At 50.9% G+C, this 16,330-nt stretch carries 7 protein-coding genes; 2 read left to right on the forward strand and 5 right to left on the reverse strand.

The genetic code is table 11. The features are described from left to right. Positions 1-149: 149 nt before the first annotated feature. Together HHO50_RS08220 and HHO50_RS08225 are read right to left on the reverse strand one after the other, a co-directional pair. Positions 150-2,333: an endonuclease gene (locus tag HHO50_RS08220; RefSeq protein ID WP_181305517.1), complete on the reverse strand. Its 2,184-nt coding sequence runs from the start codon at positions 2,331-2,333 to the stop codon at positions 150-152. A gap of 561 nt (positions 2,334-2,894) precedes the next feature. Beyond that, positions 2,895-4,856: a sialate O-acetylesterase gene (locus HHO50_RS08225; protein WP_181305518.1), complete on the reverse strand. Its 1,962-nt coding sequence runs from the start codon at positions 4,854-4,856 to the stop codon at positions 2,895-2,897. 908 nt (positions 4,857-5,764) lie between these two features. Between HHO50_RS08225 and HHO50_RS08230 the strand changes: the two genes are divergently transcribed. After that, on the forward strand, positions 5,765-6,502 hold the full coding sequence (locus HHO50_RS08230) for a ThuA domain-containing protein (protein WP_181305519.1): 738 nt from the start codon (positions 5,765-5,767) through the stop codon (positions 6,500-6,502). A gap of 429 nt (positions 6,503-6,931) precedes the next feature. On the opposite strand, the gene HHO50_RS08235 is transcribed toward HHO50_RS08230, so the two are convergent. After that, a complete protein-coding gene (locus HHO50_RS08235; RefSeq protein ID WP_181305520.1) occupies positions 6,932-9,754 on the reverse strand; it encodes a DUF4961 domain-containing protein in 2,823 nt (940 codons plus the stop codon). Between the two features lie 192 nt (positions 9,755-9,946). Between HHO50_RS08235 and HHO50_RS08240 the strand changes: the two genes are divergently transcribed. Further along, positions 9,947-11,968, forward strand: a complete 2,022-nt coding sequence (locus HHO50_RS08240) for an alpha amylase C-terminal domain-containing protein (protein ID WP_181305521.1) — start codon at positions 9,947-9,949, stop codon at positions 11,966-11,968. A 240-nt stretch (positions 11,969-12,208) separates the two neighbouring features. Here HHO50_RS08240 and HHO50_RS08245 read toward each other — a convergent pair whose 3' ends face one another. After that, positions 12,209-13,552 carry a glycosyltransferase family 4 protein gene (locus HHO50_RS08245; RefSeq protein ID WP_181305522.1) on the reverse strand — a complete coding sequence of 448 codons (1,344 nt, stop codon included), beginning with the start codon at positions 13,550-13,552 and terminating at the stop codon, positions 12,209-12,211. 540 nt (positions 13,553-14,092) lie between these two features. Beyond that, positions 14,093-15,889, reverse strand: coding sequence for a glycosyltransferase (locus HHO50_RS08250; protein ID WP_181305523.1), 1,797 nt, complete (start codon positions 15,887-15,889; stop codon positions 14,093-14,095). Between the last annotated feature and the right edge of the window lie 441 nt (positions 15,890-16,330).

A 16,330-nucleotide genomic window follows, 5' to 3' on the forward strand; every position in this document is an offset into this window, starting at 1 on the left:
TGTGTTCTTGCTTTACATAAAGCAGCTTAGAGCATGTTTACATTTCAGGTTTACTGGCAAGACTGGGTCAGAAAAACGCTTCCGCAGGTTCTTGCCATGGCCATGTTGCAGCGCAAAGATGAAATGTATGCTCTTATTCTCAAAGCACGCTAACTACCTAACCCAAGGGAAAAAGCTATGTTCCTGGCCCATTCTGGATGATCAATTAAGGGGTTTCGGTTTCCCTGTACTCTGAAGATCTCTGCATTCCGATGCAATTCATATTTGCTTACTGGCTCTCTCTCATGCCAATCCAAAAGCATTTCTATTCTATCGTCAGTATACTCTTTCGCGTTGTTGTTGATCTCACCCGGGTAGCGGAGCAGAAAGTAGAAGGTAGCCCGCGCCACCGCACCATGCCCCTGCGAGGGCTCAAACTTATTGCTCTCCCTTTTGCCACAGCCTTGCCGGATAATTTCCTGAAAGTCCTCGAATTCATAATACGGAATGTTGCCCCTGAAGGAATTACAGGCCATTTCGCACGCAAACAGATGATGTAGATCAGACTTCATCGGGTCTCTCTTGGCAAACCAGGATTGAGGAACCACGTGCTCGGCATTGTAGGGAGCCTCTGCCTCTAAGAATGCTATGTGCTCAGCAAAAGCGGCCTCACTGAATGGAGCCATTCGCGAGAATTGTTCCCGGGCCTGGGCCAACAGCCTTTCCGTGATTTCAAAGTCATTGCGAATAAAGGTTTCCGGCTCATACACTTCTCCTGTGTAAATACTGTGCAGCATCTTATCTGGGTGTAAGTCTACTCTTGGGTATAAATGCTGATGCCTAGCCTGACTGTAGGTTAACCGGGTGGTATGGGTACTTTCCAAGAGGTCATGTAACCTCTCATATAATTCCCTTCCACTTAATTCTCTGTTCGGAATATCGGCATAATAGGTCTCCCTATCTGCCCTGTCTTTGGTCTGGTCATAGTATAGCTCGCTTCTGGCTGCTTCCAACTCACTTAAAGCTTCGCGAAGAGCGGTAGAGTCCTGCAACCTGCTTTTAGTATCATCCAGAATAGTGGCGGTAGCACCATCTGATCCCCGAGTTGTTACCAGGGAAGTACCAGCATCCGGAATCTGATTTGAACTTCCGGTAAGTGGCTGCGCACCCTGCTGAGGTGCACCTACCTGAATAGTGATATGAAGGGGTATGGTAAAGGTATAACTAGTACCCTGAGTTTGAGGGGCACCTGTCTGCTGGGAAGAAACAGGTGTCTGCTGTACCATAGAGGCCATGGCAGCCGCCTCAAAGGGGTGAGGGGGTTCTCCATGGAGTAAGTCGTCCCTTAACGGCTCCATAGCAGAGGGTATCCTTTGTTTTTTAACAAAGTTCACGATACTACTGATCCGGATTCCTTCGTTGGCAACCCAGTCCAAATTATTGGGATCCATTCCGTCCCGCCAGATTGAGCCATCCTTGGCTACATAATCGTCACCTATTTTCTTCGGCACCCCCGAATGATGCAGAGCAATCACTTCCCACTGGTCATTATAGACAGGAGAACCTGATGAGCCCGGCTCTGTGTCAGTCTCATAATGGGCAAAATCATCCAGTAGATCTACCAACCGGTTGGAGCGCAGCACAATCTGCTTTGTTTCTCCCTTAGGATGCTGGATAATATTTAAGGTATCGCCGTGAATGGCTTTTCCTTGGTCAGCGATTAACCGGCTCCAGCCGAAGCGCTTGAGCTCAATCCCATTGAAAGAGCGTTCCCGGACAGCCACGAGCGTAAAGTCTAAATGGCGGTCTGTCATGAAAAAGGTCTGAGGTTCTAACCCATAGGTCACCACAGGCAGTAGCCTTCCGTAACGGTCATACTGATAGTCAAACTCTACCTCACTGTGAACAGCGTCTTTAGCACTACTGATGACATGGTTATTTGTCATTAGTAGGCGGGGAGATACCATAAACCCGGTACCATAGCCTATGGTTCTCCCTGGGCTACTCCGGATTTGAATCCTGCACACGAAGCGGGAAACGGCAAGGGCAAGCTCCAGAAAGTCCATTCCCATAAAGTCAGATTTCCCTATCACTCTCTCAAACCCCACATTCTCTATCAGAAAGGAGGTAGGAGATTGCTGCCCGAAGGATGCAGTTGGGTTAGATGAGGTTTTGAAGGCTTTTTCCTTGGTAGCCGCGGCAGAAAGCCTGTCCAGACGCAATTGGATTCTCTGGGCCGATTCTACCCCAACCACACCCTCCGTTTGCATTTTTTGCTTATTGCCTTCCCTTACTCCTTCCCGGGCCTGCCACCTGGCAGCAGCCTGCTCGGCTATTGTTCTGTAAAAGACCATATCTGTCTAAGTTTGCTTAGTGACACATCCTAATCATTTGTAAATCCTGCTTTTAGCAAAAAGCAAGTATGAGGTGCCAAGGGCGAAATATTACTCAAATAATGGCCAATGACAATACTGAAGAATAAGTATTGTCATTGGAGTAAATTAGGACGAACCCGTATCAAAGATCAAAGTGAAGGCTATGTTTATTCCATAACCTTACTTATGTTCGGCAGGCCTCCTTTACAAGGTCAGACCTCCTCTCTCCTACTGTAGATAATCATCCAGAACACTAAATCATTGCGGGTAAGGTTCTACAACTCACTCCTACGGGCGGCCAGAAAACCTCTTAGGTTGCTCCGAGGAGCTTTCTGGCTGTTCGACAGAAGGCCTTCCTACTTTTTTGCCATGGGCGTGTTTTACAGCATTTAGGTAGAACCAGAAGAGGCTGCCCCATTATGAGACAGCCTCTTTGTTTATAGATGAAAGTAGGTGGATAGCTAAAAGGTGGCAGAAATGCCTTCCGCAGACAACTGCCTAAAGGCTTTTCCCATGCAGGTGATTGGGTAAGCCTGCTAATCAATTGTCCGTGCGGAAAGGGGAAGCCGGTAGCTTTTCTTTGTTGTATAGGTTGGCCCCGTCAGGGTTATCGGCCCAGGCGTAGCGCACGTATTTCGGTTCCGGAACTTCATCGCTCCACACCACTACCTTCTCGCCCTCAATTATGGCCTTGGCCCAGACAAACTTTTTGTCAGAACCGGCTATGGCGAACCAACTCAGTTCTTCCCCATCAATAGAGGTTAACCCGCTGCCCACATTCGTAAAACTCAGGATGATCTTATTTCCCTCTATTCTGGAGGATTGGTACAGCGGGCCGGAGGAAACCAGTTTCTTGTCGCCGTAAATCAGTCTTTGGGCGGCCAAGGCTAACCGTTCGCCCACGTCTTTCTTGTTATCTGGGTGGATGTCATTCCATTCGCCTAACTCAATGGTGACGGCCATGGCGGTGTTGGGCACCGATAGCGTCTGCAGGGCAGCTTCGCGCATGAGGGCCCAGTTGCTTTCAGAAGGCAGGTAATTCACCTCCATGAAATTGGGAAGCTGCACATAAAGGAACGGGAGATTGCCCTGCTGCCACTTGCTGCGCCAATCAGAGATCAAGGCGGGGAACAGCTTTTTATATTCAGCAGGGTTTCCGGCATTGCTTTCCCCCTGGTACCAAAGAACTCCTTTGATGGTGTAGTTTGTGGCTGGTGCCACCATGGCGTTATACAGTGCCGTGGGCTGGTTCTGTAAGTTAATCCCGCCTTCATAGCCGCCGCTGGCCGGACGGTACACATCGCCCACCTTGTAATGCCACGTTCCTTGCAGGTCAAGGGTCTGGCCGTTGGCTTCTATGTAATAGGGTTTGTCTGGTACAAAGCCGCCCTTGCCCCCTTGGTTCAGCACGCGTATCACCAAGAGATTCTTGCCGGGTTTGAGCGTGCCTGCCGGTAGGCTGTATCTTCTCTGTGGGTATTGATAGGTGGTGTTTCCCACCTGTTTTCCATTGATGTAGAGGAAATCAGCGTCCACAATGCGGCCCAGGAATACCTTTGCCGGTACACCCGCCATGGAGGCCGGGATGTCAATTTCGCGGCGGTACCAAACGGCTCCGTTCAGGTCTTTGATGCCTTGGTCTTCCCAATAGCCGGGGATGTTGATGTTGCGCCACCCTTTGGGCACGTAAGCGGGATCGAACCATTTTACCGAGGCCGTAAGTCCTTTATCCTGCTCAGGCTTTTGCCGGTTGGCAGCCGCCACTGCCGCCGCGCGGCGTTGGATGGGGTTCACGTAGCTGGTGTCCCGGTTTCTGTTTACGGTGGCCAACATGGCCGGAAAATCTTTCAGGCCTTCTTCACTAGTCCAGGCTTCAATGGGCGTGCCCCCAACGCTGGCATTGATCAGGCCGATAGGAATTTTGTACCGCTCATAAAGTTTGCGGGCGAAGAAATAAGCCACGGCTGAGAAATTATTGACATCCTGCGGGTTCGCTGATTTCCACGAGGCAGGCGGCAGGTCTTGCGCGGGGCCAGCCAGATGGGTGGTGGTAGGAATCCAGAAATGCCGTATCTGCGGGTAGTTGGCCGTTATGATATCGTTGGCATACGTGATATTATGCAAGGACATTTGATGTACCATGTTGGACTGCCCGGAGCAAAAATAAACATCGCCCACTAAGATGTCTTTGACGGTGATCTGGTTACTGGCTTTGATGTCCATGGAATAAGGGCCGCCTGCCTTCATAGGAGAAAGCGCTATTTTCCAGTTTCCATTCTGGTCACTGGTTGTTCTATAGTTCTTCCCTCTAAAGCTGACGGCCACTTTTTCGCCGGGGGCGGCCCAGCCCCAGATAGTGGTTTTCGCATCGCGCTGCAATACCATGCCATCGCTTACCAATTTGGGCAGCCTTACCTGGCTAGTAGCTCTATAGGCAAAAAGGTGAAAAAACAGTAGAAAGATGAGGCTAAACTTTAGAAGGAAGTTTCGGTGAGTAGACATGCCATGCAAATGAGTGTGAAGAAACAATTAAGGTAACAATATTTGAATGGGGCACAATGGCTCCCAGGAATCTGGTAGTAAAGAGATCGTTTTCGCTATACCACCATGAGATAATGCGCTGAACTGGGCTATTGGGTTAAATGTAAAACTTATCTACTTACATACTCACCAATTGACAAACCAACAATAACGCCAATGCGGTAATTACAACAGAAGTAGGTGGTCAATTTAACATCAATGGCTTATAATATGAAGCTGTTTAGAGTTTTAAACTTCTAAGGAATTAGGCGGGTAAAAGTGTTTGCGAAGACATTTTTCAACCCTAATCCGGTGGAAGTCATAAGCGAAGATAGCACAAACCGTTGGGAGTGCCTCACCTGAGCGTGGGTAAAAGAGGCTAAACGAGGGGTGAAATCCTCAGCGGTGATAGGGGCCATCCCTTACCGGCTCAAAATGGGCTGCCAGTGGCGCCAGCTGCCGGTAAAGGCCTCCTTCGGGGGTACGGGCTTGGGGCTGGCGGGGCGCCCACCGCCACTCCAGGAAGTGGGCCTTTACAGGCAGCCTGCAGAAGGCCCGGGCACAGCCCTTGAAAAGCGAGCGCGGGCTGCTCGACCTCTTTGCTCTGAAAATAACCAAAATCGAAAAAATCTAAACAGGTTCTTTGTTTTTGGGCTATTTCTATGAAAACAAGCCAAAAACGAGAGGTTTATCTGTATACTGCCGCAAGCATCCGCTGGTACCGCCGTTTTTAGGCTACTTATTGTAAATCAGGGGAAAATAGCTTAGAATTATGCGTTCTACCCAAGAGCCTGTTTTAATTTGGGCTGCAAACCCCAAATTAAAACAGGCTCCCACCTGGTTCTTTTCAGAAAGCAAAAAGAACTCAGCGATGATTGACACCACCCACCATGAAAAACCTGTACGCGCTCTTCTTCCTGTTCATTGTTTTATTGACCAGTTGTTCCCCTAAGTCAGAAAAATCAGCGAGTCTGAAGACTCCTTGGGTCTTGGTGTTCTATAAAACGGAGGGGTATTACCATAAGTCTATTCCGGCGGGCAAGGCGGCTATTCAGAAGCTGGGGAGAGAGAATGGGTTCAAGGTAGACACCACCAAAAATGCCGACGTTTTCCTGTCCGATTCGCTGAAGAAATACAAGGCCGTCCTTTTCCTGAGCACCACCCAAGATGTCATGACCTCTGCGCAGCAAAGCGCCTTTGAGCAGTTTATCAAAGCCGGAGGCGGTTTTGTAGGCGTACACGCCGCCACCGATACCGAGTTTAACTGGCCCTGGTACAACCAATTGGTGGGCGCTTACTTTGAGAGCCACCCCAAGGTGCAGAATGCCACCATACAAGTACTGGACAAATCCCACCCCTCCACCTCTTTCCTGCCCGACCGCTGGGAGCGAGAAGATGAGTGGTACAATTTCAAAAACATCAACCCCAACGTGAAAGTGCTGGCCACCCTGGACGAAACCACCTACAAAGGCGGTAAAAACGGGGCCAACCATCCCATTGCCTGGTACCATGCCTTTGACGGCGGAAAAGCCTTCTACACGGCGGGCGGCCACACCATAGAAAGCTTCCAGGAGCCCCTTTTCCTCCGGCATCTGCTGGGGGGCATCCAGTACGTGTTGCAGGATTGATGTTTCCCTTTGAAGTTTCTTCAGGTCTTTTAAAAGGAAAGGGCACTCTGCCTATAAAGCCGAGTGCCCTTCCTTTTTGCCTGATTATTCATCTGAAACCGTTTAGAATTTACCATCTGGTGCTCTTTTGGCCGTTGTTGGTGTTATCGCCAACAACTTCTACTTAGTTCAGTTTGCTGGAAGTTTTGAGAAGGGAGCCGATGAAGGATTTTTGGTGATCACCAACAATAGCGCGGAAATGATCCGGAGAAGTTCATATTCCAGCGGCGTATGCCGAGAGTAACCCCCACGCGTACGAGAGCGGGCGAGAGAATGCACCATTCAGTAAAGCACTAAAAAAGGGTGTTTTAAGGCCGTTTTCTTAAAATCAGCCTTAAAAACACCCGTTGAAATGTGACTAACAACTACGCGTTAACCTTTTTACTTTGCTTACTGCACCACAACCGCAATGGTTTTAGCAGAGCTGCCGGTGACCAGTTTGCAGTGGTAGATACCTGGTGCCAGACGGTTTCCGTTTCCAGTGGTAAGCGTTTGGTTTATGGAATGGCTTCCGGGGGCTTGTTTCCCCAGAGAACGGCTGATTAGTAAGCGGCCAACCTGATCATACAACTGAAGAGACACCTGGGCAGAGGCAATTAATTGGTAACGAACCGTCAATTCTCCGGTACGCGCAGGATTTGGGAAAACCACCACTTCTTTGGCTAAAGCGGCTTCCTCTTCTTTTGAAGCCAACAGAATGCTGCCACTGGAGAGCCGTTTAGTAGTGTACACGCGGTATTCACCGGGTTGCAGCAAAATGGCCTGGTTTACATTGGTTACCGCCAAGGCTTCTCCGGTGACATAGTCATACCAGGTGCCAGCAGACTGGAACTTCGGATCTAGGGTGCCCGCTGTGACACCAAAATTCCCCAACACCGCCACGTTCATGCCTGGGTCTTGGATGTGGATGGTTTTTAGGGCTCCGTCCAGGTTTAAGGTGTAGTTGCCAGATTCAAAAGCGGGTTCGTTGATCTTCAGCTTGATGAGGGCAGCATACACGTTGTACAGTTTTTTACGCTCAGCGTCCTGGTAGTAATTCCAGAGGATGGGCTTGTTGCCGGTGCGTCCGTTCTGGTTGATGGGAATATCATAGCCCAGCTCCCCGAACTGCCAGACCATTTTAGGGCCCGGAATGGTGAAGAAGAAAGCGGCCGCCAGTTGCATGCGCTGTAAAGCGGTAGCGGGTGCCCTTACATTGTACGTAGCTGAACTGTTGCCGTACGCCAGGGCCTCTACCATCTGCCGCTCTTCATCGTGGCTTTCCATGTACCCCACCACGTGCGGGCTAGTCCAGCCGCGCTGTTTATAGGAAATCCAGTTGAAGTTGGAGTTGTCAGGATAGCCCAGAATGGCTTGTTTGTAGTTTCCGTGCAGGTTGCCCCAGAGCATCATGCCGTGGTTGGCCAGTACCGTTTCTTCGCTGTTATCGGCAAAATGCTCCAGAATCACATAGGCGTTGTTGTCTATGCTCCAGAGATGGTTGGCCATGCGTTTGAGCAGGTCAATGCGGGTTTGGTCATACTGCCCCCAGGCGCTTACGCTGCCCAACGTCTGCTTCTGGGTGAAGCCTTTGGATAAGTCAAACCGGTAGCCGTCTATTTTGTATTCCTGCAACCAGAACTCCGTGACGCGGTCTACAAAATATTGGGTGGCGGCACTCTCATGGTTGAAGTCATGCCCCACGTTGAATTCATGTTTGGGATCTGGATTAAACCAAGGACTCTCCGGCGTGGTTTTGCCGGTGGCACCGTTGTAGTACAACTGCACCATAGGCGACTGCCCGAACGAGTGGTTCAACGCGATGTCCAGAATCACCGCCATGCCGCGGGCGTGCGCGGCATCAATGAAGCGCTTGAGCATCTCCTTGGAGCCGTAGTACTTGTCTGGCGCAAAGTAATAGGCAGTATTATACCCCCAACTTAGGTTGCCTTCAAACTCATTGATGGGCATGAGTTCAATGGCATTCACGCCTAGGCGTTTCAGGTAATTCAGGGTATCGGTGAGCGTTTTGTAGTCATGTTTCTCAAGGAAGTCCCGCACCAGCAGTTCGTAAATGACCAAGTCCGTTTTCTTGGGCCGGACAAAATTTGGAACGTTCCAAGTATAGGCGGCTTGATTTGTCTGGAAGACAGATATCATGCCCGTGGCTTTGCCTGTTGGGTAAGCCTTCAGGTTTGGGTACGTTTCTGCCGGGATAAAGCGATCCTCATTGGGATCCAGGGTTTTCTGAGTGTAAGGGTCTCCTGTCCTGAGGGTCTCGTCTACCAGATACTGATAAGCATATTCCTGACCCGCGGTCAGGTTATCAATCTGCACCCAATAACGGGTTCCGTCTGGCGTACGCTTCATGGGCGTGGCACCCACTACCCAGTTGTTGAAGTCCCCTACCGCGTTCACGTTCTGCTTACCGGGGGCGTACAGGTTCAGCAGCACGCTGGTGGCGCTTACATACGTTACCCCGTCTTTGGCATTGGCGGGAAGCACCTCTACCTGGGCCGCCTGCCGTACCACAAAGGTAAAAGAATCAGCAGCAGTGATGGTACCAATTTCAGCGGTTAGTTTCACTTTGTTGGCCCCGGGAGTAGTGGCGGTTACCTGCGCTTCTAACGCCGTAGCCGATGTCTCCTCCTTTACCTTCACCCCGTTCACGTAGAGCGAAAGTTTGGCGCTGGCAGATGAATTTCCCCTTACCTGAATGCTCTGGTTTGCGTCCACAAACAAGCCATTTACCCCAACCGTGGGCTGCGCGAAGGACACATTAATGGAGCCAGACTGGAAAATAGGTACCTTGATGTCTTTGCCCCCGGTGTCTTTTCCTTCTTTGCTCCCGTTCCCGTTTCTAAAGACAAACATCAGCGCCTTTATTGCTTCTTGGGCAGGCACATTGTAGTACGTGCGCGGATTGATGGTAATCTGGTACCGATTGTTTCCCAACGGCGTCATGAGCGCGGCGGGTGTATTGGTGCCCCAGGCCGCTTTTACGTACTTCCAGTCAGAATCTGAGGTACTCAGGTCGGTTAAAACTCCCGTGTGGGCGTATACAGGTTCGGTCACGTTGGCCAGACCGCCGGTGCCTTTGGCCGCGTCAAACGTGATGGTGATGGGTTCATTTTGGACTGGGAAAGCCGGCGACCAGGTCACCACCTGCGCCTGAACCCCTTGTACCAGCAGCAATACCAGCAACAAGCCAAGCAAACGAAACGTAGTTTTCATGCAATAGGCAGATTAGATTAAGTTAAAAGGAAGCCGATGTCCTTACGAAATCGATTTCCTTGTCAATTTATTAAAATTTGAACGCATTCACCTGATTTAATTAACAAGTTTCCACCAAGCTTTTCTTACCCTTGTTCACAGTTGCACCTTACCCTAAGTAAGTGTACCTTAACCATTCCCAAAACTGCATGTATGCCTAAGGTAACTCCAACCCTTCCCTTGATTCAGTCCGATAACTGGCTTTCACCTTATGCCCCGCAGCTCTTGCAGCGGAAGGCTTGTTTAGAGCAAAACAGAAAAACCATTCAACAAGAGTATTCTTCCCTGGTTGACTATGCGGCCTGGCACCACCAGATGGGCCTGCACTTTGAGCCCGAGAACAACGGCTGGCGCTACCGCGAGTGGGCCCCCGCCGCGCAGGCGCTCTCCATTATAGGCGATTTCAATTTCTGGGACAGAAAAGCACATCCGCTAAAGAAAATGGGAGACGGGATCTGGGAGGTTTTTCTGCCCGCCGAGCAGGTACAGGTGCAACACGGCCATAGGTACAAGGTGCACGTGGTGGGTGCCACCGGAGTAGGAATAGACCGTATTTCACCGTTTACCTTTCGGGCTGTTCAAGATCCGGTCACCTATGATTTCTCTGGACAGTACTGGGCCCCGGAAAAACCTTTCCACTGGACTGATGCTGCTTTTGACACAACCCAACTCACCCAGCCGCTTATCTATGAGTGCCACGTGGGCATGGCCCAGGAAAAGCACGGAGTGGGCACTTACCGCGAGTTCGCGGATCAGATTCTGCCCCGGGTGGCCGAAACGGGCTATAATTGCCTGCAGTTAATGGCCTTGATGGAGCACCCGTACTACGGTTCCTTCGGGTACCACGTCTCCAACTTCTTCGCCCCTACTTCCCGGTTCGGGACGCCCGAAGACCTGAAATACCTCATCAATGAAGCCCACCGCCGGGGCATTGCCGTGGTCATGGACTTGATCCACGCGCACGCCGTGAAAAACATTGCCGAAGGCCTCGCTGATTTTGATGGCTCGGGCGGGCAGTATTTTCATCCGGGCTTGCGCGGTCATCACCCGGGTTGGGACTCCAAATTATTCAACTACGGCATTCCCCAAGTTCGGCGGTTTCTGCTGTCAAACGTGCGCTACTGGCTGGAGGAATTCCACATAGACGGTTTCCGGTATGACGGGGTCACCTCCATGTTGTACCACCACCACGGCGAGGGTGTCGCCTTCGGGCATTATGAAAACTACTTTGATAAAAGCGTAGACGAAGACGCCATTCTGTACCTGCAGCTAGCCTCTGACCTGACCCATACCTTTTCACCGGGTGCCTTGCTCATTGCCGAGGACATGAGCGGCATGCCCGGCCTGTGCCGTCCTTTGGAAGACGGCGGCATCGGTTTTGACTACCGTTTGGGCATGGGAATCCCCGATTACTGGATCAAAACCCTCAAACACAAGAAAGACGAGGAATGGAACCTGGATGAAATCTGGCACGAGCTCACCAACCGGCGCATTGGCGAGAAAACGGTGGCCTACGCTGAGTCGCATGACCAATCTCTGGTTGGCGACAAAACGCTGGCCTTCTGGCTCATGGACAAGGACATGTATTTTAAGATGCGCACCGTTGACCAAAGCCCTGTCATAGACAGAGGCATCGCCCTGCACAAGATGATCCGCTTACTAACCATGTCTTTGGGGGGCGAGGCGTTTTTGACGTTTATGGGAAATGAGTTCGGGCACCCTGAGTGGGTGGATTTCCCCCGAGAGGGAAACAATTGGAGTTACCAGTACGCCCGTAGGCAATGGTCGCTGGTAGACAACCCAGACCTGCGGTACCGGCACATGTGGCAGTTTGAAAAAGACATGCTGGCCATCGCTGATCAGTACAAGATCATGGAGCAAGGCGAAGCCAAGAAACTTCACCAGGACAACCACAACAATGTGCTCATCTTCCAACGGGCTGGTTTGGTGTTCCTTTTCAATTTCCACGCCAAAAACTCGGTGCCAGATTACCGGTTTCCGGTGTTGGAGGCAGGCAGCTACAGTCTGATCTTATCTTCCGACACGCCAGAAACGGGCGGCCATGACCGGGTAGACACCACCATTAGGTATTTCACCAAACCCACCGCGCACGGCCCAAGGCTGAGCATCTATCTGCCAAACAGAACGGCGTTAGTACTAAAAAGAGTGGATTGATTTTGGGGCCGAAGGATTTCAAGTCGTTCCAGAACCCAGCATGCATGAACTGGCAGGTGTAAACACCTCCTCTCCACTCAAGGGGGAATCTGCGTAGGGTTGACGTTTTACTCTTTCTCTTGAAAAAAGAAAAGCCGCTGCGTGGTTGCGCAACGGCTTTTCTGTAAGGGGTACTTTTACTTGAACCGGCTTCGTTTCAGGGCTCTTTTTCAGAAAACAGCCCTGAAACAATAGCGATAACTACTCTTGCGTTTGCAGCACCGTGTGCAGGCTTTCCATGATCTGATCGGCGGATGTTCCCCAGGTTAGTTGTTTTACGGCTTGCTGGTTGGCTTCCACCTGGTTTTGACGCAGGTCTTTGTCTTGCAACAACTGCACCACCAGATTTGCCAGGCCTGCGGTGTCATTGCTGTCTGCCACGCTGGCCTGGGGCAACACTTCAGCGGCACCGGTTTGGTAAGTGATCACCACCGGAAGTCCGGCTTGGGTGGCTTCAATGGCGGCTAACCCGAAGGGCTCAGAAATGGCTGGCAACAGGAATACCGTAGAATTCTTCAACAATGCTTCGGCCTTTTCTGGCGGAAGGAACCCGGTAAACGTGACGGCTTCATCAATACCCAGGCGACGGGCCAACAGTTTGGCTTCATCTAGCTGAGGGCCATGGCCGGCCAAAATAAAGTGCACCTCGGGGTCTTGCTTTAACACTTGCTTGGCTACTCTCAGGAATTGCAACGGGCCTTTCTGGGCCACCATTCTGCCCAGGAACGTCACCTGCTTGCGTTTTGCAGGGGTTACCGGTGAGGCCGTGATCTTATCTGAGCCATTGTACACTACCTGCACCTTCTTAGCCGAAACCCCGTAGCGCTTGACAATCATGCGGGCGGTTCTGTCGCTCACGGCCAGGATCAAATCTGCTTCTCGCATGGCCCTGGCCTCCAACTCATAGATCCAGCCCAGAGGCTCACCCACCTGGCGGTCAAAGGAGAGGCTGTGCACGTGTATCACCAGAGGCACTTTGCGCTGGATTTTGATTTCCATGCCGGCCAGAAAAGTCATCCAGTCATGGGCATACACCACGTCAAACTCTTTGTGGGAGGCCAGCCGGGCTACGTAGCGCGAAAACTGGATCACTTCATAGTTCAGGGTTCCTCTGGTGGTGGGGGCCACGTTGATCTGCGGTTGCCCCACCGGGTGGTCAGCGGCAGCGGTCTGGGCTGCTTCCGGGGCAGAACCCGCAGGGAAAGCAGTGTCAGAAGTTTCTAATGATTCTTCCTCCTGGAAAGACTCAAAAGCTTGAATGGCGTCTTCATAGGGGAACAGCGCAGCAGGTACGCGGTGGGTAGTGGCAAAACGCTCATAGGTTTGGGGAATGGGAGCTTGTTTTACTTCAGCCAGGTTAAGCGCATCAAGACCCACAACTTCTGCGTGCTGGTCTAATGCCCAATGATCTGCCTGGGGCACCATCATGGTCAGTTCAACTTGTTTGGCTAACGCCTCGGCCAAATGAAAACAGGCTTTTCCTACTCCTCCGTTTAAAATAGGCTGGTCTTCCCAGCCTAACATTAGTACACGCAATTTTTTCATTAGTATAATTCAATTCAACTCTTCTACGAGGGGAGGTCACTTGTAAAGATAGGGAACCAAGCTTCTAGTTCAAGGCACCTGTCCATTTATTTTAATGATATAGTATAATTTAGAAAGTTTTTTTAAAAGTATTCCGTACTTGTCTCATCAATTTAAGAATAAATACGGCATTTTCCTGATATTTTATCAGAAAGCATGTTGTTTGTTTTCATTCTGGATAAAGTCCTGCTTTCTGAAAGCGATCCCAGGTTTTCAAACTGAAGCTGTCTGCTACATTTACTCACGACCACAGTTTTTGGTGTAGCCAACCTAACAAACCTGGCAAGTGGAAGCAGCTTCTCTCCTACTTGCAAATGACTATAGCGTTTAAATGGTGTTGCACTAAAAAAGATAGTTTTATTCACTCGCTCGCGTCCCGTGAGTGTGGGCTACCACAACACGCGTGCCTGTTTAGGCGGTATTTCCAGAAAATACCGCCTAAACAGGCACGCGTAGAGAATTCCCTAAAACACCGCCTCAGACAAAAGCTCAAATACGTTTCTATTCCTGGTCGGTACTCAAGGCAAGTTGGTAGGCGCGCTCATAATGCACCAGCAGCTTTTTCCAATCAAACATCTCAGACAGACTTTCCACTTTGTTCCGTTGCGAAATGCGCTCCCGCCGGCTCATCTCCACGTAGTCATAAAGATGTTTGGTAAGTTGCTCCGCAGAGTCATCAAAGCTGCGCTCATGGCGGTCAATCACATAAATGCCTTTGTCTGTGTGTTTTTTGACGTTTTTCTTCACGTAATCGCCAAAGCCAGACAAATCACTGGTCACTGCCGGAATACCGCTGGCCACGCACTCCAAAGGGGTGTAGCCCCAAGGTTCGTAATAACTAGGGAAAATACCCATATGGCACCCGCGCACAAACTGGCCGTACTCCATCCCGAACAGCGGGTTGGTGGGCGAGATGAAATCTGGGTGATACACGATCTTCACCCGGTCATCGGCGTTGTTCACCAGGTTGGAAACCCGCAGGAAATTCAGGATCTCATCTGATTGGTCATTGATCAGGTTATGCGTCACCACGGGGGGCAGCAGGTGGGTTTTCCAGGACTGGATAGTTCGCCGGTAGCGCAGTTTCCAGTAATCGTCTACGTACTCGTTCAGCTCGGGCAGTTTGTGCTCTGTGCTGGCGGCAGCATCATAAAACAGGCGCTCGCCAATCTGGTCTTTGATGGCCTCGCAGGTTTCCTGTATCTCCTCCATCAAGGCCTTGGAGTGCAAGACGTGCGGATTGATGGTAGTGAACGGCTGCTTGGTGATAAAGAACATCACCACCGTCATGTCGCTTTTAGACACTTTCATGCGGTGGTTCAGGCGGGCCAGCGCCTCCAGGGTTAAGTCAAAGCCTTTGTTCCGGTACTCAAACCTACCCGAGGTGAACAGGTAAATGGTTTTATCCAGGTCAAAGGGGAAACTCTGGAAGAAGTGCCCCATCACAAACCGGTGAATCCGTTTCTTGAAGGTCAGGTGCAGGTTCTGGAACTCGTGCATGGCGGTAAACCGCCGAATGTTCAACCCGTTGGGGAGTACCGTGTCCGGAATCCGGTCTAAAAGGTAAATACACTCGCGCACGGTCACCTCACTCACCGTGGTGAACACGTGTGAGCCGTGGGCGGCGGCCCTTTCTATGGAGACGGCCGGTTCTATGTTGAAATGCCGGGCCTCTTTCTGCCAATCTACCGACGTGAGCTGGTCATAGAAGTTAGGGTCGTTCATGGCCAGGTACCGGCCCAGCAGGGTAGCATGGGTGGTAAACACTATTTTCACGGGCACATGCTCACGCCGCAGGTCTGGAATTGCCGAACCCACCATCCATTCATGGAAGTGCGCCACCACCTGCGCCTTGGATGACAACAAGGAGATAAACCGCCTCACCAGATCGCCAAACGCCAGAACCTGGTGCAGCAGATCTTCATTGGAAGTAGGAATCCTGTGGTTTTCCCAGAGCAGGTATTTGATGGTGTCCATCTGCCCCATGGCACTTTGCGGATTGATCAAAACAATGCGCGGTCTGCCGGTCACCAACCAGGTGCCATAGTAGCATTCCACGCCCTGCGCCCTCAGTTCCAGCACCGCTTGCCCATACACATCTGAGTAGTCCTCCGTTGGTTCAAACTCATGGGCGGCTTGTTTGGGGAAAAAGGGGCCAATGAGGCAGTACTGGTCGCCCCAGTATTCTATCATGGCGGGCACTTTGGAGCGTATTACCGTGTAGATTCCACCTACTTGGTTACACGCTTCCCAGGCTATTTCCAGAAGATGCGGAGAAGCAGAAGACGTTTTTTGCATGGGAGGTCATTTTAGAGGTGTTTTACTTAAATTAGTGTAAAAGGGATATAGAAAAAGTAAATTATTTGCACGTGGTGCGCGCTCCGCCGCCTGCCTGTTTCGCCAACCGCATGTAATTCCTTCTCCCTCAGACCAGATGCCAAACGCATTTATCCAAAGCTAAAAATTATTTACCCATTTCTTACCCCAGCCATAACACCGCCCAAACGTTTTTGCCCTAGATTCTGAAAAAAGGAAGGAAAACGGCTTCCGGCAGCTTGTTCATGTGTGGGGCATCACCCCTCCCCTGGTTGTAGCGTGAAAATACAGTTAACCGCGTATGAAGAGACCTCACCCCCAGCCCCTCTCCCGCGGAGAGGGGAGTTTGGCTGATGCGTTTTGGGGCTGTTTTAGGGAAAACGGGCCAGAAACGGCATTGGCGCAGACGCTCGCAGGAGCTGC

The organism is Rufibacter sp. XAAS-G3-1 (assembly GCF_013623775.1).
Taxonomy (GTDB): Bacteria; Bacteroidota; Bacteroidia; order Cytophagales; family Hymenobacteraceae; genus Nibribacter.

Bases quoted from the DNA above. Each gene is read 5' to 3' on its own strand.
- HHO50_RS08220 (WP_181305517.1), bottom strand. From the start codon at position 2,333: ATGGTCTTTTACAGAACAATAGCCGAGCAGGCTGCTGCCAGGTGGCAG.
- HHO50_RS08225 (WP_181305518.1), bottom strand. From the start codon at position 4,856: ATGTCTACTCACCGAAACTTCCTTCTAAAGTTTAGCCTCATCTTTCTA.
- HHO50_RS08230 (WP_181305519.1), top strand. From the start codon at position 5,765: ATGAAAAACCTGTACGCGCTCTTCTTCCTGTTCATTGTTTTATTGACC.
- HHO50_RS08235 (WP_181305520.1), bottom strand. From the start codon at position 9,754: ATGAAAACTACGTTTCGTTTGCTTGGCTTGTTGCTGGTATTGCTGCTG.
- HHO50_RS08240 (WP_181305521.1), top strand. From the start codon at position 9,947: ATGCCTAAGGTAACTCCAACCCTTCCCTTGATTCAGTCCGATAACTGG.
- HHO50_RS08245 (WP_181305522.1), bottom strand. From the start codon at position 13,552: ATGAAAAAATTGCGTGTACTAATGTTAGGCTGGGAAGACCAGCCTATT.
- HHO50_RS08250 (WP_181305523.1), bottom strand. From the start codon at position 15,889: ATGCAAAAAACGTCTTCTGCTTCTCCGCATCTTCTGGAAATAGCCTGG.